The sequence below is a fragment of the Pseudomonas sp. HY7a-MNA-CIBAN-0227 genome (genome assembly GCF_040310325.1).
Taxonomy (GTDB): Bacteria; Pseudomonadota; Gammaproteobacteria; order Pseudomonadales; family Pseudomonadaceae; genus Aquipseudomonas.
Window position 1 is genome coordinate 1 of record NZ_JBEOPT010000004.1, and the last position, 25,307, is coordinate 25,307.

Annotated in this window: 18 protein-coding genes and 2 pseudogenes; 18 read left to right on the forward strand and 2 right to left on the reverse strand. The window is 61.1% G+C overall.

Annotated features, from left to right (window positions below; all coding sequences use genetic code 11):
* A pseudogene (locus AAEZ06_RS08105) lies at positions 1-1,163 on the reverse strand (immunoglobulin-like domain-containing protein); the annotation flags it as partial.
* Positions 1,164-1,237: 74 nt separating this feature from the next.
* Positions 1,238-1,676: pseudogene (locus AAEZ06_RS28535) on the reverse strand (retention module-containing protein); the annotation flags it as partial.
* 339 nt (positions 1,677-2,015) lie between these two features.
* On the opposite strand from AAEZ06_RS28535, the gene AAEZ06_RS08110 reads away from it, so the two are divergent.
* The 18 genes from AAEZ06_RS08110 to pgaB all read left to right on the forward strand — a co-directional run bounded on the left by AAEZ06_RS08110 (position 2,016) and on the right by pgaB (position 25,306).
* Positions 2,016-3,365, forward strand: coding sequence for a TolC family outer membrane protein (locus tag AAEZ06_RS08110; RefSeq protein ID WP_133103588.1), 1,350 nt, complete (start codon positions 2,016-2,018; stop codon positions 3,363-3,365).
* 40 nt (positions 3,366-3,405) lie between these two features.
* The gene (locus AAEZ06_RS08115; protein ID WP_149414264.1) at positions 3,406-5,562 is read left to right on the forward strand and encodes a type I secretion system permease/ATPase; all 2,157 of its coding nucleotides are present in this window, start codon (positions 3,406-3,408) and stop codon (positions 5,560-5,562) included.
* Positions 5,552-6,916, forward strand: coding sequence for an HlyD family type I secretion periplasmic adaptor subunit (locus tag AAEZ06_RS08120; protein ID WP_149414263.1), 1,365 nt, complete (start codon positions 5,552-5,554; stop codon positions 6,914-6,916). The genes AAEZ06_RS08115 and AAEZ06_RS08120 overlap by 11 nt, the downstream gene beginning before the upstream one ends.
* Positions 6,917-7,167: 251 nt before the next feature.
* On the forward strand, positions 7,168-8,052 hold the full coding sequence (locus AAEZ06_RS08125) for a TauD/TfdA dioxygenase family protein (RefSeq protein WP_149414262.1): 885 nt from the start codon (positions 7,168-7,170) through the stop codon (positions 8,050-8,052).
* A 14-nt stretch (positions 8,053-8,066) separates the two neighbouring features.
* Positions 8,067-9,092, forward strand: coding sequence for an ABC transporter substrate-binding protein (locus AAEZ06_RS08130; protein WP_149414261.1), 1,026 nt, complete (start codon positions 8,067-8,069; stop codon positions 9,090-9,092).
* Between the two features lies 1 nt (position 9,093).
* Positions 9,094-9,945 carry an ABC transporter ATP-binding protein gene (locus AAEZ06_RS08135; protein WP_149414260.1) on the forward strand — a complete coding sequence of 284 codons (852 nt, stop codon included), beginning with the start codon at positions 9,094-9,096 and terminating at the stop codon, positions 9,943-9,945.
* Positions 9,946-9,971: 26 nt separating this feature from the next.
* The gene (locus AAEZ06_RS08140; protein ID WP_350613793.1) at positions 9,972-10,820 is read left to right on the forward strand and encodes an ABC transporter permease; all 849 of its coding nucleotides are present in this window, start codon (positions 9,972-9,974) and stop codon (positions 10,818-10,820) included.
* A 333-nt stretch (positions 10,821-11,153) separates the two neighbouring features.
* A complete protein-coding gene (locus AAEZ06_RS08145; RefSeq protein WP_350614086.1) occupies positions 11,154-12,761 on the forward strand; it encodes a glycosyltransferase family 39 protein in 1,608 nt (535 codons plus the stop codon).
* A gap of 66 nt (positions 12,762-12,827) precedes the next feature.
* The gene (locus AAEZ06_RS08150) at positions 12,828-13,079 is read left to right on the forward strand and encodes a DUF2789 domain-containing protein (protein WP_149414258.1); all 252 of its coding nucleotides are present in this window, start codon (positions 12,828-12,830) and stop codon (positions 13,077-13,079) included.
* A gap of 144 nt (positions 13,080-13,223) precedes the next feature.
* Entirely contained in the window at positions 13,224-13,655 is a 432-nt protein-coding gene (locus AAEZ06_RS08155) for a MarR family winged helix-turn-helix transcriptional regulator (RefSeq protein WP_149414257.1), read from the forward strand.
* Positions 13,652-15,724: an FUSC family protein gene (locus AAEZ06_RS08160; RefSeq protein WP_350613796.1), complete on the forward strand. Its 2,073-nt coding sequence runs from the start codon at positions 13,652-13,654 to the stop codon at positions 15,722-15,724. The genes AAEZ06_RS08155 and AAEZ06_RS08160 overlap by 4 nt, the downstream gene beginning before the upstream one ends.
* Positions 15,721-15,930: a DUF1656 domain-containing protein gene (locus AAEZ06_RS08165; protein WP_149414255.1), complete on the forward strand. Its 210-nt coding sequence runs from the start codon at positions 15,721-15,723 to the stop codon at positions 15,928-15,930. Before AAEZ06_RS08160 ends, AAEZ06_RS08165 begins: the two co-directional genes overlap by 4 nt.
* Positions 15,927-16,817 carry an efflux RND transporter periplasmic adaptor subunit gene (locus AAEZ06_RS08170; RefSeq protein WP_350613799.1) on the forward strand — a complete coding sequence of 297 codons (891 nt, stop codon included), beginning with the start codon at positions 15,927-15,929 and terminating at the stop codon, positions 16,815-16,817. Before AAEZ06_RS08165 ends, AAEZ06_RS08170 begins: the two co-directional genes overlap by 4 nt.
* Positions 16,814-18,256 (forward strand): efflux transporter outer membrane subunit, encoded by a 1,443-nt coding sequence (locus tag AAEZ06_RS08175; RefSeq protein ID WP_149414253.1) that lies wholly within the window; start codon positions 16,814-16,816, stop codon positions 18,254-18,256. Before AAEZ06_RS08170 ends, AAEZ06_RS08175 begins: the two co-directional genes overlap by 4 nt.
* An 82-nt stretch (positions 18,257-18,338) precedes the next feature.
* The gene (locus AAEZ06_RS08180; RefSeq protein ID WP_149414252.1) at positions 18,339-18,971 is read left to right on the forward strand and encodes an NADH:ubiquinone oxidoreductase subunit N; all 633 of its coding nucleotides are present in this window, start codon (positions 18,339-18,341) and stop codon (positions 18,969-18,971) included.
* A gap of 152 nt (positions 18,972-19,123) precedes the next feature.
* Entirely contained in the window at positions 19,124-20,620 is a 1,497-nt protein-coding gene (locus AAEZ06_RS08185) for a YdgA family protein (RefSeq protein WP_149414251.1), read from the forward strand.
* A gap of 216 nt (positions 20,621-20,836) precedes the next feature.
* Positions 20,837-23,296, forward strand: a complete 2,460-nt coding sequence (pgaA, locus tag AAEZ06_RS08190; RefSeq protein ID WP_149414250.1) for a poly-beta-1,6 N-acetyl-D-glucosamine export porin PgaA — start codon at positions 20,837-20,839, stop codon at positions 23,294-23,296.
* Between the two features lie 12 nt (positions 23,297-23,308).
* A complete protein-coding gene (pgaB, locus tag AAEZ06_RS08195) occupies positions 23,309-25,306 on the forward strand; it encodes a poly-beta-1,6-N-acetyl-D-glucosamine N-deacetylase PgaB (protein ID WP_350613802.1) in 1,998 nt (665 codons plus the stop codon).
* Position 25,307 lies beyond the last annotated feature (1 nt).

Here is a 25,307-nt window from a genome sequence, read left to right on the forward strand (position 1 = left end):
TGCTCAAAATTGCCGCCGGTGGTGGACTTGATGAAGTCCGTAACGGTGCTGCCATTGTTGTAAACATCGTTGACCGGTGTATCGACCACGACGAAGCCGCTGGTTTTCCCTGCTTCGATGGTGATCACCGCGCCGCTGTTCAGCGTCACGGTCACGGCGGTGTCGGCAGGGTTGGTCAGTGTGGCGGTGTAGGTGATCTTGCCGCCTTCAACAATCGACCCTTCAGCGCTCAGCTTCAGGCCGGTGTTGTCTAGCGAGTCGACGATCTTGGTCTCAACCGGCGCAGTGTTAGGTGTCAGTTGCTCAAAATTGCCGCCGGTGGTGGACTTGATGAAGTCCGTAACGGTGCTGCCATTGTTGTAAACATCGTTGACCGGCGTATCGACCACGACGAGGCCGCTGGTTTTCCCGGCTTCGATGGTGATCACCGCGCCGCTGTTCAGCGTCACGGTCACGGCGGTGTCGGCAGGGTTGGTCAGTGTGGCGGTGTAGGTGATCTTGCCGCCTTCAACAATCGACCCTTCAGCGCTCAGCTTCAGGCCGGTGTTGTCCAGCGAGTCGACAATCTTCGTCTCAGCCGGCGCAGTATTGGGCACCAGACTCTCAAAATTCCCACCCGTCGTCCCAGTAATCGTGGTGCTGACTGTACTGCCATTGTTGTAAACGTCATTGGCCGGGGTATCGACCACCACCGTGCCGGTGGACTTGCCCGCTTCAATGGTAATCACCGAGCCATTGCTCAAGGTGACGGTCACCGGCGTTTGTGCCGGGTTGGTCAGCGTCGCGGTGTAAGTGATCTGGCCGCCTTCGGTCACGCTCTCGCCCGCCGTCAGCGTGACGGTGGTGGTGTCGATGGTGTCGGTGATCTGGGTCACGGCCGGCGCCGGGTTGATGGTCAGATCCAGGTTGGTGCCGCCGGTGGTGCCGGTAACGGTGACGCTGATCTGGCTTGGATCGATATAAGGGCTGTCATTCGGCGCCATGGGCACGTTGACGGTGCCGGTCAACTGGCCTGCCGGGATGGTGATCACCGAGCCATTGGACAGGGTGATGCTCAGGTCGCTGGTGGGTGCTTGGGTCACAGTGGCGGTGTAGGTCAGCACGCCGCCAGCTTCGGTGATGGTCGGCGTGGCACCCAGGGTAAGGGTCGATGGCACGGGCGCGGCTGGGCCCGCTTGGTCAGCGTTGGTGGTCGGTTGCGCGGCGAGGCGCTCGGTCAATGGGGCCGTGGTAACGGCCAGGCCGGCAGTCGGGAAACCAATCGTTGGGTCAACGCGGCCTGCGGTTGCATCGAGCACCACGAAGCTGTGACCACCACCCGCGGCGCCCGTACCTGCAGCGGTTGCGCCCGCAGCGGTGGCTTCCAGCTCGGTGGTCGGGTCGGCGCCGGCGGCGATGGCTTGCTGCAGTTCGGCAACCGACGGTGCGGCTTGCGCGGTGGCCTCGGCCAGGTCGGTGCTGGAGTCGGGGGCGTCGGCGCTCCACTGGGTGTCGCGGCCCAGGTCCAGGGTCCGGCCGTCGGCCAGTTCCAGACTCACGGCGCCGGAGAGACCGGTGTCTATCTGGTCTCCGACGAACAGACGATCACCTTCAACGAGGACACGTCTGACCCCTTCCGGAGAAATGACGAACACTTGGCCAACAATGCTTTTAACGATGGCAACAACGCTGCTCATTGAAGATTTCTCCGGCGATCCGTTCGGGTGACTTCCATAGTCCTGACAATCATTTAGATGCCAGTTTGGAGGTGCTTAAGTTTTGACAGATTAATCGTCAATAATTTGGCTGTAATTTTTTGGAAATTAACTTTATGCCAAACTATTGACCTTATGGGCTCCATCCTAAACAATCGTCCCACTAATGTCACATTGATATTTACGTGGCGAATCGTCCTACGGTGTGTGATCCAGTTCCGCTTTTGAACTTTCCGACGCACGGTCATTACGGTTGCCATTTTTCGACGCAGCGACATGAGTTGCTGTGATTTGAGACAAGAAGTCCTGGGGAATTTTTTAATGCGTTTGCAACTGCTCAAGGCTATACCGTTCGTCCTCGCCGCCAGCTTCGTACAAGCACAAACATTGCCCCAGGCCATGCAGCAAGCGCTGGATGTGCATCCGGAGATCCAGGCGGGCGTCAACAGCCGCCTGTCTGCCGACTACCAGTTGCGAGCCGCCCAGGGCGGTTATTTGCCGCGCGTCGATCTGAACGCCGGGTACGGTCGTGAAGGCACCGATAGCTCGTCTACCCGAACCAATAGCAGCAACCACTGGGACACGCTCAATCGCAGTGAATCCAGCTTGCGCCTGCAGCAAATGATTTTTGACGGCTTTGCTACTTCCAGCGAAGTCGGGCGTCAACAAGCCAACGTTAACTCCCGCGCGTACTCCCTGCTCGGCACCTCCGAGCGCACTGGATTGACAGTGGCCCAGGTTTACCTCGACGTGCTGACTCGTCGTGAATTTGTGCGCCTGGCCGAAGACAACCTGCGCAACCACGAACGCATCTACGACCAGATCAAGTTGCGCACCCAGCGTGGCGTGGGCAGCGGTGCCGACCTTGACCAGGCCGAAGCCCGTCTGGCCCAGGCCCGCAACAATGTGATCACCGAACAGACCAACCTGGCCGATGCCCAAACCAACTACCTCAGCGCCGTTGGCCAGATGCCGGACCAGTTGGAACGTCCTGCCCCATTCATGGCACTGCTGCCGGTCGACTTGAATGAAGCGCGCCGCCAGATGCTCGACAACAGCCCGATCCTGCGCTCTGCCGAATCCGATATCGTTGCCGCCGAAAAGCAGTACGAAGCGGCCAAGTCGTCCTTCTACCCGCGTTTTGATGCTGAGCTTGGCACCAACGCCGATAACAACATCGACGGCGACGCCAGCCACAACAATGGCTGGGAAGCCATGGTGCGTATGCGTTTCAACCTGTTCGCCGGTGGCAGCAACAAGGCCGACCTGCAATCCAAGTCCTACCAGTCCAACCAGGCCCTGGATATCCGCAACAACGCCTTGCGCCAGTTGAACGAAGAGCTGGGCCTGGCCTGGAACGCCCTGAACAACGCCAATGCCCAGGTGCCGATCGCCCAGCAATATGTCGACCACAGCAACAACGTGCGTAGCGCCTATCAGAAGCAATTCAGCCTCGGCGAGCGGACCCTGCTGGATTTGCTCGACAGCGAGAACGAGCTGTTCACTGCCTCCCGGCGCCTGGAAGAGATAAAAAACGTTCAGTTATTTACTCAGTACCGAATCAAGGCGACCATGGGCGAGTTGCTCAAGAGCCAGGGAGTGGTCGCACCGATGGCCTCCGTCGTACAAAACGATGTGAAGCCGAAGGTTCAACTGCCTGGGATGAATTGAGTAAAAACTCATTGTCCAATCGTTAGTTGAGAGTGTTCGCGTGGAATCAGAAGTCAGTCGAGATTATCTCAGTCATGATCCACGCGCGCTGCACGACGACCCGTTACTCGACGGATTGTTGACGCTTTGTGCCCTGCACCAGAAGCCGGCCAGTGCGGCGATGCTCACCACCGGCCTGCCGCTGCCCGCGCAGCGCCTGAGTGCTGATCTGCTGGCTCGTGCCGCCGCCCGTGCCGGGTTGCAGGGGCGTTTGCTGCAACGCAAGCTCGAACAGATCCCCACCATTGCCCTGCCGGCGCTGCTGTTGCTCAAGGACGGTCGTAGCACCGTGCTAGTCGGCTGGCAAGGCGAGGACGAAGCGCGAATCCTGCTCAGCGAAAGCGACGGCGGTGAAGTGATCATCAAGCGCGAGCAGCTCGCCGATGACTACACCGGCAAAGTGTTCTTCGCCCAGCCCCAGCACAAATTCGACGTCAACCACGGCACCCTGATTCCCCGTGCCCGCTCGTGGTTTCGCGACACCTTGAAGCGTTCGCGCTGGCTCTACACCGACGCCATCGCCGCCAGTTTCCTGATCAACATCATCGCCATGGCCGCGCCGCTCTTTGTGATGAACGTCTACGACCGCGTGGTGCCGAACCAGGCCACGGCCACCCTGTGGGTGCTGGCCATCGGCATCGGCGGCGCCTACTTGTTCGACCTGATCCTCAAGAGCCTGCGCAGCTTATGCCTGGACCTGGCGGGGAAAAAGACCGACCTGATCATCTCGGCCACGCTGTTTGAGCGCATTGTCGGCATGTCCATGAAGTACCGCCCGGCGCGGGTCGGCAGCTTCGCCCAGAATATCCACGAATTTCAGAGCCTGCGCGATTTTCTCGCGTCCCTGACCCTCACCAGCCTGATCGACCTGCCGTTCACCCTGCTGATCTTCCTGGTGATCGCCATCCTCGGTGGTCACCTGGTGTGGGTTCCGGTGCTGGCGTTCCCGATTGCCCTGGGGATCGGCTACGCCCTGCAAAAACCCCTGGTGGCGACCATGGAGCGAACCATGGCCCTGGCCGCCGAGCGCCAGTCGAGCCTGATCGAAACCCTAGCCGGGCTGGACGCGGTCAAGGTCAACAACGCCGAAAGCGAACGCCAGTACCAGTGGGAACAGACCATCGGAACCCTCAGCCGTCTTGAACTGCGGGTGAAGTTGCTGTCGGGCCTGTCGATGAACATAACCTTGCTGATCCAGCAACTGGCCGGCGTCATCATGATCGTCTTCGGCGTGTACCAGATCATTGACGGTAACCTCAGCATGGGCGGTTTGATCGCTTGCTACATGCTCAGCGGCCGCGCCCTGAGCCCGCTGGCCTCGCTGTCGGGCCTGCTGACCCGTTACCAGCAAGCCAAGGTCACTATGACCTCGGTGGACCAGATGATGGAGTTGCCCCAAGAGCGCAATTTCGAAGAACGCCCTATGAGCCGCCGCACCCTGCAAGGCGCCATCGAGTGCCGTGGCCTGAACTTCACCTACCCGAACCAACAGAACGCGGCGCTGAAGAACATCAACCTGGTGATCAAGCCCGGCGAGAAAATCGGCATCATCGGCCGCAGCGGTTCGGGCAAAAGCTCTCTGGCCAAACTGCTGGTGGGCCTCTATCAACCAGACTCCGGTGCGCTGTTGGTAGACGGCGTGGACATCCGCCAGATCGACGTCAGTGAATTGCGCCACAACATCGGCTATGTACCGCAAGATATCCAACTGCTGGCCGGTACCCTGCGCGACAATCTGGTCTCCGGCGCCCGCTACGTCGAAGACGAGGTGGTCCTGCAAGCCGCCGAGCTTGCCGGTGTGCATGAGTTTGCCAGCCTGCACCCCCAGGGCTACGAGCTGCAAGTCGGCGAGCGTGGGCAGAACCTGTCTGGCGGCCAGCGGCAAAACGTCGCCCTGGCTCGCGCCCTGCTGCTCAACCCGCCTATCCTGCTGCTCGACGAACCGACCAGCGCCATGGACAACACTGGTGAAGAACGCTTGAAACAACGCCTGCAAGCTGTGGTGGCAAACAAGACGGTGGTGCTGGTCACGCACCGTGCCTCGCTGCTGTCCCTGGTGGACCGCCTGCTGGTGGTCGACCGTGGGCAGATCCTCGCGGACGGCCCGAAAGCCGTGGTTATGGAAGCGTTGAAGAAGGGGCAAATCAGTGTCGCTTAACTCTATCAAAGCTTCGATCGGCAGCTATTTTAAAGGCTCCGAATCTCTTCATGATCAACCGCTGCCCGAGGTCAACAAGGCGTTGATCGAAGATGCGCCGCGGGTCATCCGCCTGACCATCTGGGCGATCATCGCGTTCTTCCTGTTCTTGATGACCTGGGCGTATTTCTCCAGCATCGACGAAGTAACCCGTGGCGACGGCAAAGCCATTCCGTCCTCCAAGCTACAGAAAATCCAGAACCTGGAAGGCGGTATTGTCGCCGAGTTGTACGTGCATGAAGGCCAGATCGTTGAAGCCGGTGCTCCGCTGATTCGCCTGGATGACACCCGCTTTGCCTCCAACGCCGGTGAAACCGAAGCGCAGCGGCTGTCCATGGTGCTGCGAGTCGAACGCTTGAGCGCCCAGGTGGATGATCGTCCGCTCAATATCACTGACGACGTGCTCAAGGCTGCGCCAAGCCAGGCGGCCAACGAACGCTCCTTGTACGAGAGCCGTCGCCAGCAGCTCAAGGATGAGATCGGCGGCTTGCAGGAGCAACTGGTGCAGCGCCAACAGGAACTGCGCGAGTTCAGCTCCAAGCAAGGTCAGTACCGCAACCAGTTGAGCCTGCAACGCCAGGAAATCAACATGTCCGAGCCGCTGGTGGCCCAGGGCGCGGTATCGCCGGTGGAAGTGCTGCGCCTCAAGCGCGCCGAGATGGAAACCCGTGGGCAACTGGATGCCACTACCCTGGCCATTCCCCGCGCCGAATCGGCGATCAAGGAAGTGCAGCGCAAAATCGACGAGACCCGCGGCAAATTCCGCAGTGAAGCCCTGACCCAACTCAACGAAGCCCGCACCGAACTGAACAAGGCCGAGTCCACCGGCAAGGCCCTGGAAGATCGGGTTAGCCGCACCCTGGTGACCTCGCCGGTACGTGGCATCGTCAAGCAACTGCTGGTCAACACCGTTGGCGGCGTGATTCAGCCAGGCAGCGACATGGTGGAAATCGTGCCGCTCAACGACACCCTGCTGGTGGAAGCCAAGATCCGCCCCCAAGACATCGCCTTCCTGCATCCGGGGCAGGAGGCGATCGTCAAGTTCACCGCCTATGACTACACCATCTACGGCGGCCTCAAGGCCAAGCTGGAACGCATCGGCGCCGACACCATCACCGATGAAGACAAGAAAAACACTTACTACATGATCACCCTGCGCACCGACCGCAGCCACCTGGGCACCGATGAGAAGCCGCTGCTGATCATCCCCGGCATGGTCGCCTCGGTGGATATCATCACTGGCAAGAAAAGCATCCTCAGCTACTTGCTCAAGCCCATCATCCGGGCGCGGGCAGAGGCGTTGCACGAGCGCTAATCCAGATTGAATACAGGCGTTGACGTAGATACCGTCTTGAACCTCACCGACCTGAAGCCTGGCCTCGGCACGGAGTCGCACCTGTCGCCGCCTCGCTAAAGCTCGGCGGCTGCTACGAAAGTGGAGAGGGCCGCACCCCGGCTGCCCTCTGACGCTGCGGCCCAAAAGCCATATAGATATTCTCTAACGGTATTTAAACTGCGGTTCTTATATCTATAAAGTCACTCTCCTGATCGCTCGGGAGTGAACCCATGCCTGCAACCTCCGCTGTTCCAACCACCACCCAAACTTTCGACATCCGCCCATTCCCCGGCAGCGTCGGCGCCGAGGTGATTGGCCTGGACCTGTCCCGCCCGGTCAACGACCAGGACTTCGCCCGCATTCACCGCGCTCACCTGGACCACCACGTCGTGGTCTTTCGCGACCAACGCATCACCCCCGAACAGCAGATCGCCTTCAGCCGCCGCTTTGGCGTGCTGCAGATCCACGTGCTCAAACAGTTCCTGCTGGCCAACCACCCGCAAATCCTTATCGTCTCCAACATCATCGAGAACGGCCAATCCATCGGCCTGGGAGACGCCGGCAAGTTCTGGCATTCGGACCTTTCCTATAAGGAACTGCCGAGCCTGGGCTCGATGCTCCACGCCCAGGAGCTGCCGTCCGAAGGCGGCGACACCTTGTTCGCCGATATGCACAAAGCCTGGGAGCAACTGCCCGAGCACTTGCGCCAGGCCATCGAAGGCCGCAGCGCCGCCCACTCCTACACCGCGCGCTACAGCGAAACCAAATTCGAAGGCAACTGGCGCCCGACGCTAACCCCCGAGCAACTGGCCCAGGTCGCCGAAGTGGTACACCCCATCGTGCGCACCCACCCGGAAAACGGCCGCAAGGCGCTGTTCGTCAGTGAAGGCTTCACCACCCGCATCGTCGGCCTGCCGGAGGACGAAAGCCGCGACCTGCTGGCCCAGCTCTACGCCCACAGCGTGCTGCCGGAAAACATCTACCGCCACCAATGGCAGCCCCACGACCTGGTGTTCTGGGACAACCGCTCGCTGGTCCACCTGGCCGCCGGTTGCCCCAGCTACCTGCGCCGCAAGCTGTACCGCACCACCATCCAGGGCGACGCGCCTTTCTGATTCGGAGCAGCACCATGTCCAAGAAAACTCCATTCGCACGACTGGCCGCAACACTTGGCCTAAGCGTCAGCCTGCTGGCTGGCAGCCTGATCGCACCGGCCGTAGCCCAGGCGGAAGGCGAAATTCGCATCGCTGAACAGTTCGGCATCGTCTACCTGTTGCTCAATGTGGTGCGCGACCAGAACCTGATCGAGAAATACGGCAAGCAGGAGGGCATCGACATCAAGGTCGACTGGACCCAACTGTCCGGTGGCGCGGCGGTCAATGACGCGTTGCTCTCCGGCTCCATTGATATTGCCGGCGCTGGTGTCGGTCCGCTGCTGACCATCTGGGACCGCACCCACGGCAAGCAGAACGTCAAGGCTGTCGCCTCCCTGGGCAACTTTCCTTACTACCTGGTGAGCAACAACCCCAAGGTCAAGACCATCGCTGACTTCACCGAGAAAGACCGCATCGCCGTGCCTGCCGTCGGCGTTTCCGTGCAGTCGCGCTTCCTGCAATACGCCGCCGCCAAGCAATGGGGCGACAAGGAATTCGATCGCCTGGACAAGTACACCGTCGCCGTTCCGCACCCGGATGCCACCGCTGCACTGATCGCCGGCGGCACTGAGCTGACCGGGCACTTCTCCAATCCGCCGTTCCAGGATCAGGCGCTGACCAACCCCAACGTCCATGTGGTGCTCAATACCTATGACCTGTTGGGCCCAAACTCGCCGACGGTGCTGTTTACCACCGAGAAATTTCGCAACGACAACCCGAAAACCTACAAGGCTTTCGTCGAGGCATTGACCGAAGCCGCGCAGTTCGCCCAGAACGATAAAGGCGCTGCCGCCGACACCTACATCCGCGTGACCAAGGCCAAGATCGACCGTGCTGCGCTGCTGAAAATCATTGATAACCCGCAATTTGAATTCAGCGTTACGCCGAAAAATACCTACCCGCTGGCCGAGTTCCTCTACCGTGTCGGCGCGATCAAAAACAAACCCGAATCGTGGAAGGATTACTTCTTTCAGGATGCCAAGCCGTTGCAAGGGAGCTGAGATGAACGCGCCCTTGCAAGGCCACACGGCCAGCAACCTGCAGACCCCTTCCGCGCTGCTGTCGGTGGACCATGTCAGCCTTGAATACCGCACGCCTGAACGGGTGGTGCGGGCCACGCATCAGGTCAGCTTTGAGATCGACCCGGCCGACCGCTTTGTGCTGCTGGGGCCTTCGGGCTGCGGTAAATCAACGTTGCTCAAGGCCATCGCCGGGTTTATCAAACCCTGTGAAGGCGAGATCCGCTTGTTGGGGCAAAAGGTCGACCAGCCGGGCCCGGACCGTATCGTGGTGTTCCAGGAATTCGACCAACTGCCACCGTGGAAAACCGTCAAACAGAACGTCATGTTCCCACTGCTCGCCTCCAAAACCCTCAAGCGCCGCGAAGCCGAGGAGCGGGCACTGCACTACCTGGAAAAAGTCGGCCTGACGGCCTTTGCCGATGCCTATCCGCACACGCTGTCCGGCGGCATGAAAGCGCGTGTGGCGATTGCGCGAGCCTTGGCCATGCAGCCGAAAATCCTGCTGATGGATGAGCCCTTCGCTGCCCTCGACGCTTTGACCCGGCGCAAGATGCAGGAGGAGTTGCTGCTGCTCTGGGAAGAGGTGCGCTTCACTTTGCTGTTCGTCACCCACTCCATTGAAGAAGCGCTGGTGGTGGGTAATCGCATCCTGTTGCTGTCGCCTCATCCGGGACGGGTTCGCGCGGAAATCCACAGCCATCAATATGACCTGCACAGCCTTGGCGGTGTGGAGTTCCAGGCCTCGGCGCGGCGCATTCATCGGCTGTTGTTTGATGAAGTGCCTGAAGCCGAACGTGAGCTGGGTTTCGCCGATATCCGCATCGCTTATTGAAGGGCTGCACCTTGAAGGATTACAGCATGCGCCAGGAATATGAAATCACCCTCCAACCGCTGCTCAGCGTCCCCGTGGAACGCGAGCTGCCTCTGCGTCAGCGTCTGTGGCAACAAGGCTGGCTGCGCAAAAGCCTGATCCTGATCGTGCTCGCCATCCTCTGGGAAGCGGCCGCTCGTTATCAGAACAACGACTTGCTGCTGCCGAGCTTTTTGCAGACCTTCCACGCGTTCTACGACGGCATTGCCAGCGGCGAGTTGCTGGGCAAGGTCAGCATTTCGCTGGTGGTGCTGCTCAAGGGCTATCTGATCGGCATCGTGCTGGCATTCGCCCTGACCACCTTGGCGGTATCGACCCAATTGGGCCGCGACCTGTTGAGCACCCTGACCTCGATGTTCAACCCGTTGCCGGCGATTGCGTTGTTGCCGCTGGCGTTGTTGTGGTTTGGCCTGGGGCAGAACAGCCTGATTTTCGTGCTGGTGCATTCGGTGCTGTGGGCATTGGCGCTTAACACTTACTCGGGGTTTCTCGGCGTCTCGGAAACCCTACGCATGGCTGGGCGCAACTATGGCCTCAAGGGCATGCGCTTTGTGCTGTTCATCCTGATTCCGGCGGCGTTGCCGTCGATCCTCGCCGGGCTGAAAATCGGCTGGGCGTTTGCCTGGCGTACGCTGATCGCCGCCGAACTGGTATTCGGCGCCACCAGCGGCAAGGGCGGCCTGGGCTGGTACATCTTCCAGAACCGCAATGAGCTGTACACCGACAAGGTTTTTGCCGGGCTGGCAGTGGTGATCCTCATCGGGCTGCTGGTGGAAAACCTGGTGTTTGACACCCTGGAGCGGGTCACCGTGAAACGTTGGGGCATGCAGCGCTAATAGCGTCAGCGAATAGAAACACTAAACCTGTGCCGAGGACCCCGGGGGTTGGAATTGCCTGAGGCCGTGGTTAATCGGCGTCACGCATTACCGTGTCGGAGCAGGCACAGCCAGAAGACCGATGTGCATGAGGTGTCCTTGATCCTGAATCCTTGGAAGGCGGCAATGATAGCGCGAACCTGCAAAGGCATCAGTGCAGGCCTACGAAGAGTTCAGATTTGTCCGATTGGTGGCAAAACGGCAGGCGAATCAAGGTCTTTTGACCTAGAGTGGCGAGTGTTCGCGCAAGCGCGGGTTTTGCCCTGGAGAAGGGCCGTGGGTGAGGAAATAGAGGTGCGACGCTCTGTGGCGGAACAAGACGACAAGGTCGGGGCCTGTTCTGTGCTCAACCCCGACCTGTGGGGGAGCGCAGGCTGGATCAGTCGGCTCTGGTGGGTGCCGCTCCTGGCGCTGTCCATGGCCTTGCGTTTCTATGGCTTGACCGCCTCAGCGATCTGGGGTGATGAAGGTTCAAGCCTATTGCTCAGTGAGTATTCTCTGACTGACCTGTGGTTCCACGCCGCCCATGACGTTCATCCTCCGCTGTATTTTTTCCTGCTGCGCGGTTGGATTGAACTGTTTGGTGACGGGATTTTCTCCATTCGCAGCATGAGTGCGATCCCCGGTGTCATCGCCGTCGGCCTGGGTATCTGGCTGACGCGCGTGATTGCGACCCGCCGCGCTGCGGTGCTGGCCGCGATTCTGCTGGCGCTGCTACCCACGGCGGTGCGCTACAGCCAGGAAGTGCGGATGTACTCGTTGCTGGGCGTATGGCTGCTGGGCGCCACCCTGGCGCTGGTCTATTGGGCCCGGCAACCGCAGCGGACGCGGTATCTGGTCGTCTATGTACTGTTGATGACGGCGGGTTTCTATACCCATTACTTCACCGCCCTGTGCGTGCTGGTGCACTGGTCGTGGCTGGCGTTGCTGCGACTGCCACGCACGTCTGGCTTGCGGCTTGTTACCCGCGCGCCCTGGTGGTGGGCCAATGTCGCCATCGTCGTGCTGTATTTGCCCTGGCTGCCGAACTTTCTGGGCTTGGTGCAGCACATCGAACAGCTCAAGGTGGGCGGTGATATCGGTTGGGAAGAGCCGGTCAACCTGTTCTCCGTGCCAGCGATGATTTGGCAGTTTCTCATCCAGGACGAAGGCGACGGCCTATGGCAGCCATTGTTTTTGCTGTTGCCGGTGTTGCTATTGGCAGTGGGGGGCGTGACCGCCTGGCGGGATCAAGGCAGCTACCGGTTTGGTGGGTTGCTGGCACTGTTTTTCATGCTGCCATTGCTGTTGGTCTTTGGGGTTTCGTTCATTTCCCCGGTCTTTATCGAGCGTTATCTCACGGTGTATGCCCTGGGCTTGCCGATCCTCCTGGCATTGGCGGTGGATCGCTTGTTGGTACGTTTTTCGATACTTGGCGCAGCCCTGTTCGTGTTGTGTATCGCCGTGGAGCTGGTGGGGTTGAAAAACAACTTCGCTGTCGATGAGCATGACCAGTTCAACGTCCCGGTGGAGTTCGTCAACCGCAACTACCAGGAGGATGACCGCATCGTCCTCAGCGACATGATGTGGTACCTGAGCTACGTCTATTACGACCAGACCGATGCCCAGTTGCAGCTCTACACTCCGCCCAAGGCCGATGGCACGCCAACGCGCCCCAATGCCTATGGTTTTGGCACCCTGGTGGATCAGGACGGTGGGCGGATCTACCTCGATCGTTTGTCGGCTATACCTGCCGATACTCGACGCGTGTGGTTGATCAGCAGCAATGAAGCGCCGGATGACTTTGCCCCTCTGCCCGAAGGCTGGCGCCAGCTCAGTCAGCAGGGCGGCGGCGGCGCTCGGGCGCGCCTGTTTGTGCTGTGTAACGTGCCGGAGGCGATTCACCGGGAGGGCTGCGATTAAGCTGCGCCAGGCTTATGCTCGCCTGTGAGGCTAGACTCAAGTGAACCCCCTGTTCAGGAACACACTATGCAATCCCCAGTCCACAGCTTGCCGTCTTTGTTCAAGCAACTCGGCCTGCCCGATGACCCGATCAGCATCGAGCGTTTCGTCGCCGTCCACTCTCCACTCAAGCCCGAACTGCACCTGGCGGATGCGTTTTTCTGGACGGACAGCCAGAAGGCGTTCTTGCGGGATGAGATTTTGGATGATGCGGATTGGGCGGAGGTGGTGGATGAATTGAATTTGATGTTGCGGCGTAGCCGAGACATGAACGCGTAGGAATGCAGCACTGCTTACTCTGCGTCTCCAAATCCACCAATTTGTATCAAAACTTGACGGGCTCGTATCCATCCACCATATTGATAGTTAGCAAACTAACTGTATGCGAACAATCAAGTGTCCCCAAATCTCGAACAACTTCACATGAACATCAGCAGCAGCATGGTGGTGGGTGCCAGGCACTGGCGAAAAATCTGCCAGACCACGCTGGTGAGCTTCGGCATTTCCGAAGCCTGCGCCGTGCCGCTGTTGATGATCGGCCGTCTCGGCGACGGAGTGCATCAGGTCAAGGTCGCTCAGGCGTCAGGGATGGAAAGCCCATCCCTGGTGCGCCTGCTGGACCAGCTGTGCAGCGCAGGTTTTGTGTGCCGCAGCGAAGATATTCACGACCGCCGCGCCAAGGCCCTGAGCCTCACCGCCCGTGGCCGTGAGCTGGTGCAAGCGGTGGAAGAGCAACTGGTGCGCCTGCGCCGTGAAGTGCTGGCGGACATTGCTCCCCAAGACCTGGAGGCCGCCTTGCGCGTGTTGCGCGCTTTCGAAGGCGCCCATCAGCACCCTGCGGTAGTGCCTTCTTGAACGGATTTTTTACCGGCATGCCGCCGGCACGAGACTGGTTCTATGGAGTAAGAACGTTCGCCGCCTCGATGATCGCGCTGTACATCGCCATGCTCATGCAAATGCCGCGTCCGTATTGGGCGATGGCCACCGTGTATATCGTCTCAAGTCCCTTTGTAGGCCCCACCAGTTCCAAGGCGTTATACCGCGCCATCGGCACCTTTCTCGGGGCGATGGCGGCGGTGTTTTTTGTGCCGATGTTTGTGCAGACGCCTTACCTGCTGGTGGTGGTCATTGCGTTGTGGACCGGGATTTTATTGTTCCTGTCCTTGCACCTGCGCACCGCCAACAGCTACGCGCTGATGCTGGCCGGCTACACCTTGCCGCTGATCGCCCTGCCAGTGGTGGATAACCCCTTGGCGGTGTGGGACGTGGCCGAGGCGCGCGCTGAAGAAATCTTCCTCGGTATCGCCGTGGCGGCGGTGGTCGGCGCGATGTTCTGGCCTCGGCGCCTGGCGCCGGTGTTTGATGATTCGGTCAGCAAATGGTTTGCCGACGCGCAGGTCTACAGCCAGCGTTTTCTCAGTCGTAACGTGCAACCCAAAGAGGTCAGCACGTTGCGCGGCGGGATGGTCGCCACCTTCAACACCCTGGAATTAATGATCGGCCAACTCCCCCACGAGGGCGCGCGGCCGCAAACGGTGCGCAACACCAAAGAGCTGCGCGGGCGGATGATCCACCTGCTGCCGGTGGTGGAGGCCCTGGATGACGCCTTGTATGCCCTGGAGCGCCGCACCCCGGAGCTGGTCGGCAAATTAGCGCCGCTGTTGGCGGCCACCACCGAGTGGCTGGAAAGCACCAAAAAGGACGCGCCCGTCGAACGCTGGCGCGTCCTGCGCGATCAACTTGAAGCCCTGCAACCCGACGCCCTGGACGACCGCTATCAACTGCTGTTCTCCAACGCCCTCTATCGCCTTGGCGAATGGATCGATTTGTGGCAAGACTGCCGCAGCCTGCAAGTGGCCATCCAGTGCGGAAACCTGGACACCTGGCGCGCTGTCTACCGCCACTGGCGCCTGGGCCGGCTGACGCCATTCCTCGACCGAGGCCTGATGTTCTACTCGGCGTTTTCCACGGTCAGCGCGATCATCGTCGCCTCGGTGTTGTGGATTCTGTTGGGCTGGACCGACGGCGGCAGCGCGGTAATTCTCGCGGCGGTAGCGTGCAGCTTCTTTGCCTCGATGGACGACCCGGCGCCGCAGATCTACAAGTTCTTTTTCTGGACCGCGCTGTCGGTGGTGTTCGCCAGCCTCTACCTGTTTCTGATCCTGCCCAACCTGCATGATTTTCCGATGCTGGTGCTGGCCTTCGCGGTGCCGTTTATCTGCGTCGGGACCCTGACCGTACAGCCGCGTTTTTACCTGGGCATGCTGCTGACCATCGTCAACACGTCCTCGTTTATCAGCATTCAGGGCGCCTACGACGCAGATTTTCTAAGCTTCGCCAATTCCAACCTGGCCGGCCCCGTGGGCTTGTTGTTCGCCTTCCTCTGGACCCTGATCGCCCGCCCGTTCGGCGCGGAGTTGGCGGCCAAGCGCCTGACCCGCTTCAGCTGGCGCGACATCGTCAGCCTCACCAAGCCTGCAACCCTGGCCGAACATCGGCACATGGGCGCGCAAATGCTCGACCGGCTGATGCAACACCTGCCGCGTCTGGCCATCATCGGGCAAGACACCGGGATCGCACTGCGTGAGTTGGGCGTGGCGCTGAGCCTGATGGACTTGCAGGCCTACTCGCCAAGAATCCTCGGCGTGCCTCGGGTGCTGCTCAACCAGGTGGTGGAGGACGTCGGCGTCTATTTCAAGGCGTGCCTGAAAGCCGGTGAACGCTTGCCGACTCCCAGCGGTCTGCTGATGACCCTGGACCGCACCCGCCGCGCCCTTAACGGGCAAGGCCTGCAAGGCGAAGACGAGACCCGCTTGCACCTGCTCCATGCCCTCAGCGGTTTGCGCTTGTCACTGTTGCCGGGCGTGGAGTTTGTCAGCGCAGGCGAGATGGACGCGCCGCTACCTGATGGAGCGCCTTTATGATCGGTGATCTGGATATCAGCGGGGTGTTCCTGCCCACGCTGCTGGTGCTGATGGGCATTACGTATGTGTTGTACCTGGTGGTGCACGGGCTGTTGACGCGCTTCCACTTCTATCGCCTGGTCTGGCACCGGGCATTGTTCAATGTGGGTCTCTACGCTCTGTTACTGGGCGCAGTGGATTCACTCAGTCGATACCTGATGACATGAAAAAACCTTTTTTGACCATCGGCCGCGTGGTCCTGACGTTATTGGTGGTGACCTTCGCCTGCGTCGTGGTGTGGCGCATGGTGATGTACTACATGTTTGCGCCCTGGACGCGGGACGGGCACATCCGCGCCGACATCGTGCAGATCGCCCCGGACGTTTCCGGGCTGATCCAGCAAGTGGACGTGCGCGACAACCAATTGGTGGTGCGCGGCCAGGTGCTGTTCTCCGTCGACCAGGACCGCTTCAAGTTGGCCTTGCGCCAAGCCCAGGCCGCCATGGCCGACCGCCAGGAAACTCTGGCCCAGGCCCAGCGTGAAAACAAACGTAACCGTGGCCTTGGCAACCTGGTGGCCAGCGAGCAACTGGAAGAAAGCCAGTCCCGCGTGGCCCGCGCCCAATCGGCCCTTGCCGAAGCGCAAGTGGCGGTGGACAGCGCTCAATTGAATCTCGACCGCTCGGTAATCACCAGCCCCGTGGATGGCTACGTCAACGACCGCGCACCACGAGTCAAGGAGTTCGTCACCGCCGGGCGCCCGGTGTTGTCGGTGGTGGACGGCAACTCCTTCCACATCGACGGTTATTTTGAAGAGACCAAGCTGGACGGCATTCACGTCGGCCAGAAAGTCGACATCCGCGTGGTCGGTGACCGCGCCCGCCTGCGCGGCCATGTGCAGAGCATCGTCGCCGGCATCGAAGACCGCGACCGCAGCAGCGGCGCCAACCTGTTGCCCAACGTCAACCCGGCGTTCAGCTGGGTGCGCCTGGCCCAGCGGATTCCGGTGCGCATCGCCTTTGACAAGGTGCCGGCGAACTTTCGCATGATCGCCGGGCGCACGGCCACGGTATCGATCATCGACGACCAGCCCAATGCGGGAGACAAACCATGAAACGGCTGTTAGCAACCGCTGGGCTGGGGTTGTTGCTGTCGGCTTGCCAAGTGGTTGGGCCGGATTATCAACTGCCGGATCAGGCCGCGGTGAACCGTGGTGACCTGCAAGGGCAGATGGCCGGGCAGGGCGCCAACGTGGTCTCGGCACCGGTGCCCGCCGATTGGTGGAAGCTCTATCAGGACTCGCGACTGGATCAACTGGTGCAACAGGCCATGGCCTCCAATACCGACTTGCGCGTCGCGGCAGCCAACCTGCAACGGGCGCGTTTCCAGGTGCAAGAAGCGCAGTCTGCGGGCGGCTGGAGCGGCGGAGTCAAGCTGGGTGCCCAGCGCTTGCAGGAATCCGGCGAAGCGTTTTTGCTGGCGGATAAAGTGCCAGTGGGCAACGTCGGTGACGTCGGCATTACCACCTCGTATCAGTTCGATCTGTTCGGCACTTTGCAGCGCGGTATCGAAGGCGCCCAGGCCAATGCCGATGCGACCCAGGCGGCCGTCGATACCGCCCGTATTACCTTGGTAGCGGATGTGGTGCGTTCCTACACCCAAGTCTGCGCGGCTAATGAGGAGCTGGGAATCGCCCGGCATTCCCTCGACCTGCAAGCACAAAGTACGAGCCTGACCCAACGCCTGCGGGACGCCGGCCGTGGTGATGAGACCCAGGTCACCCGTTCACAAACCCAATTCAAATCCCTGCGCGCCGAACTGCCGCGTTATGAAGCATTGCGCCAGGCTGGGTTGTTCCGCCTGTCGATGCTGCTGGCCAAGCCCGTCGACCAACTGCCTGCCGGCACCCGCGATTGCGCCGAGCTACCGCACATCGCCCAACTGCTACCGGTGGGCGACGGCGCCACGTTGCTCAAGCGTCGCCCCGATGTGCGCCAGGCCGAACGCCGCCTGGCTGCCGCCACCGCTGGCATCGGTGTCGCCACCGGCGAGCTGTACCCGGACATCAGCATTGGGGCCTCCATCGGCACCGTCGGCCTGCTGGAAAACCTCGGCAAACCCGCCGCCAACCGCTGGGGCTTCGGACCTTTGTTGAGCTGGACGGTGCCGTCCAATGGCTCCCGCGCGCGCATCCACGAAGCCGAAGCGGCGACCCAGGGCGCGCTGGCGCATTTCGACGGGGTGGTGCTCAACGCCATCCGCGAAACCCAGACCGGCCTGGCGCAATACACCGCTCAGCTGGAGCGCCGCGACGCCCTGGCCGATGCCGAACAGTCGGCGCAACAGGCTGCCGACCAGACCCATCGCTTCTTCCAGGCCGGCCGCGCGTCGTTCCTGGCAGACCTGCAAGCTACCCGCACCTACACCGACATGCGCGCCCAGTTGGCCCAGGCCAACACCCAGGTCGCCATGAGCCAGATCGATTTGTTCCTGGCCCTGGGCGGTGGCTGGGAAAGCGGACGAACGCAAGGCACAGAACCCAGCAAACCCTGAGACGGTTGCTATGCTTTGATCAGTTGGGCTTTCGTGATGGCCCCGCTGATCACTGCTCGCGTTGCTCATGGGGATTCCAATAATGAAAAACCCTTATGCTCCCGCTTTCTGGTGCGTGTTCTTCGCACTGGTGCTGCTCTCGGCAACTTACTTCTACGGCATCATGCTTGCCCATCAGATCGACAAGGCCATGGTGTTCCTCGACAGTGCCTGTGCGCTGATTGCCGTGCTGTCCATTGGTGTGGTGGCCTGGGCTTCTTACCAAGGCCAGCGAACCAAGAAAAAACTCCTCGAACAAGGCAAGACGCGGGTGGCGATCTGGGACACCAAGGTTGCCCTGCGCCGTGTCGAAACGGTGTTCGACCGCTATTTTTGGGGCAGTTACTGGCAACCGGGGCGCACCTTCCAGGAAGTCATGGGCGAACTCACCGGCACGCCCCTGGAAAAAAGCCTCGAAGCCCTGAAAAAACAATGTGTGGCCCTGGACCGGCAAGTGGCCGACGGACGGCATTGGCTCAATAACGCGCGAGAACTGTCCGATGTTGCCACCGACATGGCCCGTGAGCGTTATCAGCTGGACTTTTGCGATCCCAAGTCCGATACGCCGGGCAATGCGGTGATTCATCGCGAGTTCGAAGTGCTGGTGTACACCTGGACGGCGCGATTGAAGAGTTTTGATCATCAACTCGACGAGATCGATCTGGAATATTCCTGAGCCCCCTCCCGTAGCAGCGAGGCCGCGTCCGACCGCTGCTACGGAGCCTATGCTAATCTTTCACCGGATTTTTCGGCGGGCTTGAGCCGACACCCCAGCAGGGGGTCAGGGAAGACAGCCCACTTTCGCACAGGATTTGATCAGGTCTCTTCATGAATAAGTCAGCAATCGTTCTCTTGGGTTTTGTTGCCGCCGTCGGCGTAGTCAGTGCCGGTGGTGCCTGGTACACCGGCAATCAACTGGAAGGTGTACTGAACACCTCGATCGAGGACGCCAACAAGGAAATGCAGCGCTCCATGGTTGGGATTGATGGCACCGTGACCATTGAAATGCTGTCCCTGGACCGCGGCTGGTTCAGCAGCACCGGCCATTTCCGCCTCAAGGCCCAGGGCTCGGTGTTCGGTGAAGACCATAAAAACACCGAACTGCTGTTTATCGACCGCATCGAACACGGCCCGCTGCCGCTCTCCCGCCTGCTGACCCTCAAATGGCTGCCGGTCCTGGCAACCAGCCACCTGGCACTTGAGAAAAACCCCACCACCGAGAAATGGTTCGCCGCCACCAAAGACGTGTCGCCGCTCAAAGCCACCGCCAATATCGCCTTCAATCGTTCGGTGGACGGCAACCTGGAACTGCTGCCCCTGGAATTCAAGGATGACACCTCCAGCGTCAATTTCTCCGGCCTGAACCTGGATTTTTTCAACACAGCCAAGGGTGAGAAGGTCAAGGTCAATGGTTACATGGACAACCTCAAGCTCTCGCTGATAGATCCAAACGGCGCGCCGTTCAAAGCCGAGCTGAGTGGCCTGACCCTGGCCAGCAATCTGTCCCGCAGCTCGTTCGGCTTCTTCACCGGGCAAAATACGATTGAGCTGACCAACACCCAACTCACCTTTGGCCCGCAGCAATTGATGCTGACCTTGAAGGGTTTTGAGCAAAAAGACACCAGCGACGTCCAGGACAACAACATGGCCGGGCGCGTGGACTACAAGATCGACGAGATCGTTTACCAGGGTAAACCCGTGGGTTCGGCGGCCATGGCCGTGAGCATGAAAAACGTCGATGTGCCGGCCATGATGGTGCTGACCCAGCTCTACCAGGCCAAGATGCAGCCGGTGCAAGCCGCCGCCGCAGCCGGGCAGCCTGCTCCTGAGTTGCAGCTGAACGAAGCTGAACAAGCGCTGGCCCAGGCCAACGTCGACAAACTGCTGGCCGCCAAGCCGCAAGTGGCCCTGGAAAATCTGTCCCTGAAGACCGTCCATGGCGAAAGTCGCTTCAACCTGCTGGTGGACCTGACCAAGCCGTCGACCATGGAACTGCCGCCGGTTGAACTGGCCAAGCAGATCATTGCGGTTCTGGACACTAACCTGACGCTGTCCAAACCGATGATCGCTGATGTCGCTGCACTGCAAGCGCAGGTCGGTGGTGTGACTGATCCGAAAGCCATCGAGCAGCAATCCCAAATGGCCAGCGAGATGGTCAGCGGCATGGCCGTCGGTACCCAATTGGCGACCCTTGAAGGTAACGACCTCGTCTCCAAGCTGCACTACGCCAACAATGAAGTGACCCTCAATGGCCAGAAAATGACCGTCGAGGAGTTCATTGGTTTTGTGATGAGCAAAGTCGGGGCGGTAAGCGGCGCTCAGTAAAACTGAAAAACCCCCTGTGGTGAGCCCGCTCGCCACAGGGCGGTAAATTCTTGTAGGAGAATTCTGAACAATTGTTCTGAATTGACCTTTTTATACCCCCCTCATGGATATTGCGCCCCAGGAAAGCTTGGCCGGGTCATCAGATACCGGTCGCCTGATGCGTGTTGTACAGGTGAATTTATCGCTACAGCTTTCCTTGGTAAGGAAGCTGACGACATGTCGCGTAATGTTCACCCCTCTATCCCAAGCCGATTGCGCCTGTTTATCCGGGTTGCCCTGTGCAGCCAGCTTCTATGGCCTGTCGTGGCGTCGGCCGATGCGGCCTATGACGCCCTGATTCATCAGGCCCGCTCGGGTAACTACACGCCCGCCCTCAACCTGCTGCGCCAATTGCCCGCCGAGCGCCAGACGCCGGGGCAGGTCAGCGATCACCTGCTGATTGCCAGTTGGGCACGTCAGGACGCCGAAGTGCTGACGGTCTACGAGGCCCAGGGGCGCAATCGCAACCTGACCACCCAAGCGCTCGCCACCGTCGCCCGTACCTACCGCAACCAGCAACGTTGGGCCCCGGCGATTGCGGTCTATCGCCAAGCGCTGGTGCGCGAACCGAACAACCCAGACCTTCAGTTGGGCCTGGCCTTGACCCTCGCCGATGCAGGTCAAACCGCCGAAGCCGTGGAGCGCGCCCGAGCTCTGGTGGCCGCCAAACCTGCGGACGTGGACCGGCGCCTGGCCCTCGGTTACGCCTTGTCCCGCGCAGGCTCACCTTTTGATGCGCTGTTCGAGTTCGACCAAGCCTTCATCCGCGCCGGCAACCGGCCCGAAGTCATTGGTGAATACCTCGTCGCCCTGCAACGCGCCCGCCTGCCGGAACCCGCCCTGCGCCTTGCCGCCCGGCACCCCGGCTTGCTCGACCCCATCACCCAGCGCCGCCTGGAAGGTGACCTCGCCGCCGAGCGCGTACGCCTGGCCGAGTTCGCGTCCCGTAGCGAAAAAGAGCGCTATGTCATCGCCGACCGCGCCCTCAAGGATTACGACCAACTGCTCGCCACCTGGACCCCGGACGCCAGCGCCCATGACGACGTGGTGCGCTGGCGCATCGACCGCCTGGGTGCCCTCAAGGCCCGCGCACGCACGGCCGAATTGATCTACGACTACCAGACCCTCACCAGCGAGGGTGTGCAATTGCCCACCTACGCCCTGCGCTGGGTCGCCGCCGCCTACCTCGACCAACGCCAGCCGGAAAAAGCTGCGCCGCTGTACCGTCAGGCCCTCGCGGCCAAGGACGCGGATGCTGGCGATCACGTTGAAGACAGCACTGCACTGTTCTACGCCCTGCTGGAAAACGATCAGGTCAACGAAGCCCGCACCGTCGCCGACAATCTCGCGAGCGCGCAAAAACCACGGGTAGAACTCAAGGGCCTGCCCACCGGCAATCCCAACGACGCCTGGATGGACGCCCAACAACTGGCGGCCCAGGCTGGCACCTATGGCGCCGACCTGCCAGCCAGTGAAAAAGGCCTGGAGGCGTTGGTGAAACAAGCCCCTGGCAACATCGGCCTGCGCCTGGCCCAGGCCGATATGTACCGCGCCCGCGACTGGCCACGGCGCGCCGAAAACGCCCTCAAGGAAACCGAAAACCAGGCCCCGCGTGACATCGGCCTGCAGGTCTCCCAAGGTCACACCGCCCTGGATTTGCAGGAGTGGCGCCAGCTCGATGCGCTGACCGATGATGTGGTCGCCCGCGCTCCGGACAACCGCCAGGTGCAGCGCCTCAAGCGCCTGCGTGAGGTTCACGACATGGCCGAGCTGCGGGTCGAGGCCTACACCGGCAAAAGTAACGGCGGCACGGTCGTCGGCAGCCGCGACTTTGGCATCGAAACCCTGCTCTACAGCCCGCCTATCGATGAGGATTGGCGCCTGTTCGGCGGCGTCGGCTACGCCACCGCCGACTTCGAGGAAGGCACCGGCCAGCACCGTTGGCAGCGCCTGGGCGTGGAGCGGCGCACCCGTGACATGACCCTCGAAGCCGAAGTCTCCAATCACTCCTACGGCTTTGGTTCCAAGCAAGGCGCCCGGCTGGCGATTGCACGGGATATCAATGATCACTGGCAATACGGCGGCAGCCTCGACTACCTCGCCGCCGCCACCCCGCTGCGGGCATTGAATGCCGACATCACCGCCAACGGCGGCAGCGGTTTTATCCGCTGGCGCGCCAACGAAAGCCGCGAATGGAAACTGGCCCTGAGCCCGTCCCATTTCAGCGACGGCAACAACCGCGTCGAAGCCCTGCTGACCGGGCGCGAAGGCGTCTACAGCTCGCCGGGTGTGCAAGTGGACCTGGGCCTTGAAGTCGGCACCAGCCGCAACAGCAAGCAAGGCACGCCGTATTTCAACCCGCGCTCGGACTTCAGCGTGCTGCCCACGGTGAACGTCAACCACGTGCTCTATCACCGCTACGAGACCCAGTGGAGTCAGCAGTTCCAGGTCGGAGCGGGCACTTACAGCCAGCGGGATTATTCCACTGGTGGCGTCGGTTTGATCGGTTATGGCCAGCGCTTTCGCTGGAACGACGTACTGGAAACCGGCGCCAACCTCAGCTGGATCAGCCGACCTTATGACGGTGAGCGCGAAAGCGATTTGCGCCTGATCGTCGACCTCACGTACCGCTTCTAGAAGAGTCCGATCATGTCCATTCTTTCCCGCTGCTGCCTGGTGTTGGGATTCGTGCTGAGCAGCGCTTGCGCCCAGCAACCCGCGCCCTTTACTCCACCCGCCGAACGGCCCAAGGCGGCCAACGAAGCGCCGTGGCCGAAAAACTATTTTCTCGGTATTGCCTACCACGATGTCGAGGACCGCGACCCCGATCAGGCGGTGGTGGCGGTGCGCACCGAGCGGTTGATCGAACAGTTGGCCTGGTTGCGGGAAAACGGCTACCAGCCAGTCTCCGTCGACCAGATCCTCGCGGCCCGAAAGGGCGGCCCGCAGCTGCCGCCCAAGGCCATCATGCTTAGTTTCGATGACGGCTACGCCAGCTTCTATACCCGTGTGATGCCGATCCTCAGGGCCTACAACTGGCACGCGCTGCTGGCGCCGGTGGGCACCTGGATCGACACGCCGTTAAACCAGCCGGTGGATTTCGCCGGCACGCCGCGCCCGCGTTCCGACTTCCTGACCTGGCAGCAGGTGCGCGAAGTGTCGCAATCGGGCCTGGTGGAAATCGCCGCCCACACCGACGCCAATCACAAGGGCGTGCTGGCCAATCCCCAGGGCAACCTGCAACCGGCGGCCACCACCCGCCGCTTTGATACGGCCACCGGTCGCTATGAAACCGAGGCACAGTTCCAGGCGCGGATGCGTACCGATGTGGCGGGTATTTCCAACAAGATCCGCGCTGTCACCGGCAAGGCCCCGCGTGTGTGGGTCTGGCCTTATGGCGCCCCGGATGGCACCACGTTGCGAGTGGTGGACGAGCAGGGCTATCAAATGGCCCTGACCCTGGAAGACGGCCTCGATAGCCTCGGCAACCTGATGAGCAGCCCGCGTTTCCTGGTGGCCTCGGACCCGGACGGCGAGCACTTTGCCAATGCCATCGTCAATGTTCAGACCCAGGCGCCGTTGCGCGTGCTGCATGTGGACCTGGACAACGTCTACGACCCCGACAAGGCGCAAGAAGCGCGCAACCTCGACCAATTGGTCCAGCGCGTGGTGGACATGGGCGCCGACACGGTGTTCCTGCAAGCCTTCGCCGACCCCAAGGGCGATGGGCTGGTGCATTCGCTGTATTTCCCCAACCGCCATTTGCCGGTGCGCGCCGACCTGTTCAACCGCGTCGCCTGGCAGTTGCACACCCGCGCCCATGCCAGGGTGTTTGCCTGGATGCCGGTGCTCAGCTTCGCCCTTGATGCCAAGCTGCCTCGCGTCACCCGCTGGGACCCGCAGACCGGCAAGGTTGGCCAGGACCCGGACCAATACCAGCGCCTGTCGCCGTTTGATCCCAAGGTGCGGCAGATCATTGGCGAGATTTACGAAGACCTGGCCCGCATCAATGCCATCGACGGCGTGCTGTTCCACGATGATGCGGTGCTCTCCGATTTTGAAGACGCCAGCCCCGCCGCCCTCAAGGCCTATGCCGCCAACGGCCTGCCAGACAGTATTGAAGCCTTGCGTGCCGACCCTGCGGTGATGCAGCGCTGGACCCGCTTCAAGAGCCGATACCTGATCGATTTCACCCACGAGTTGACCGCCAAGGTCCGCAAACTTCGCGGTTCGCAAGTGCAGACCGCACGCAATATTTTCGCCGAGCCAATGCTTAACCCTGGCAGCGAAGCCTGGTTTGCCCAGAACCTCGATGACTTCCTCCAGAGCTACGACTGGACCGCGCCCATGGCTATGCCGCTGATGGAAGGCCAGAGCCTTGAAGACTCCAACGCCTGGCTGGAAAAGCTGGTGGCCACCGTCAAGGTCCGCCCCGGCGCCCTGCAACGCACGGTCTTCGAGTTGCAAGCCAAGGACTGGCGCACCGCCGCCGCGCCTGATCTTTCCGGCGCGCAAATGGCCGAGTGGATGGGCGTGCTCAAGCGCCAGGGCGTCACCAGTTTTGGCTACTACCCCGACAACTTCCTGGAGAACTCGCCGGACCTGAACACCGTGCGTCCGGCCCTTTCCAACCAGTGGAATCCTTGAC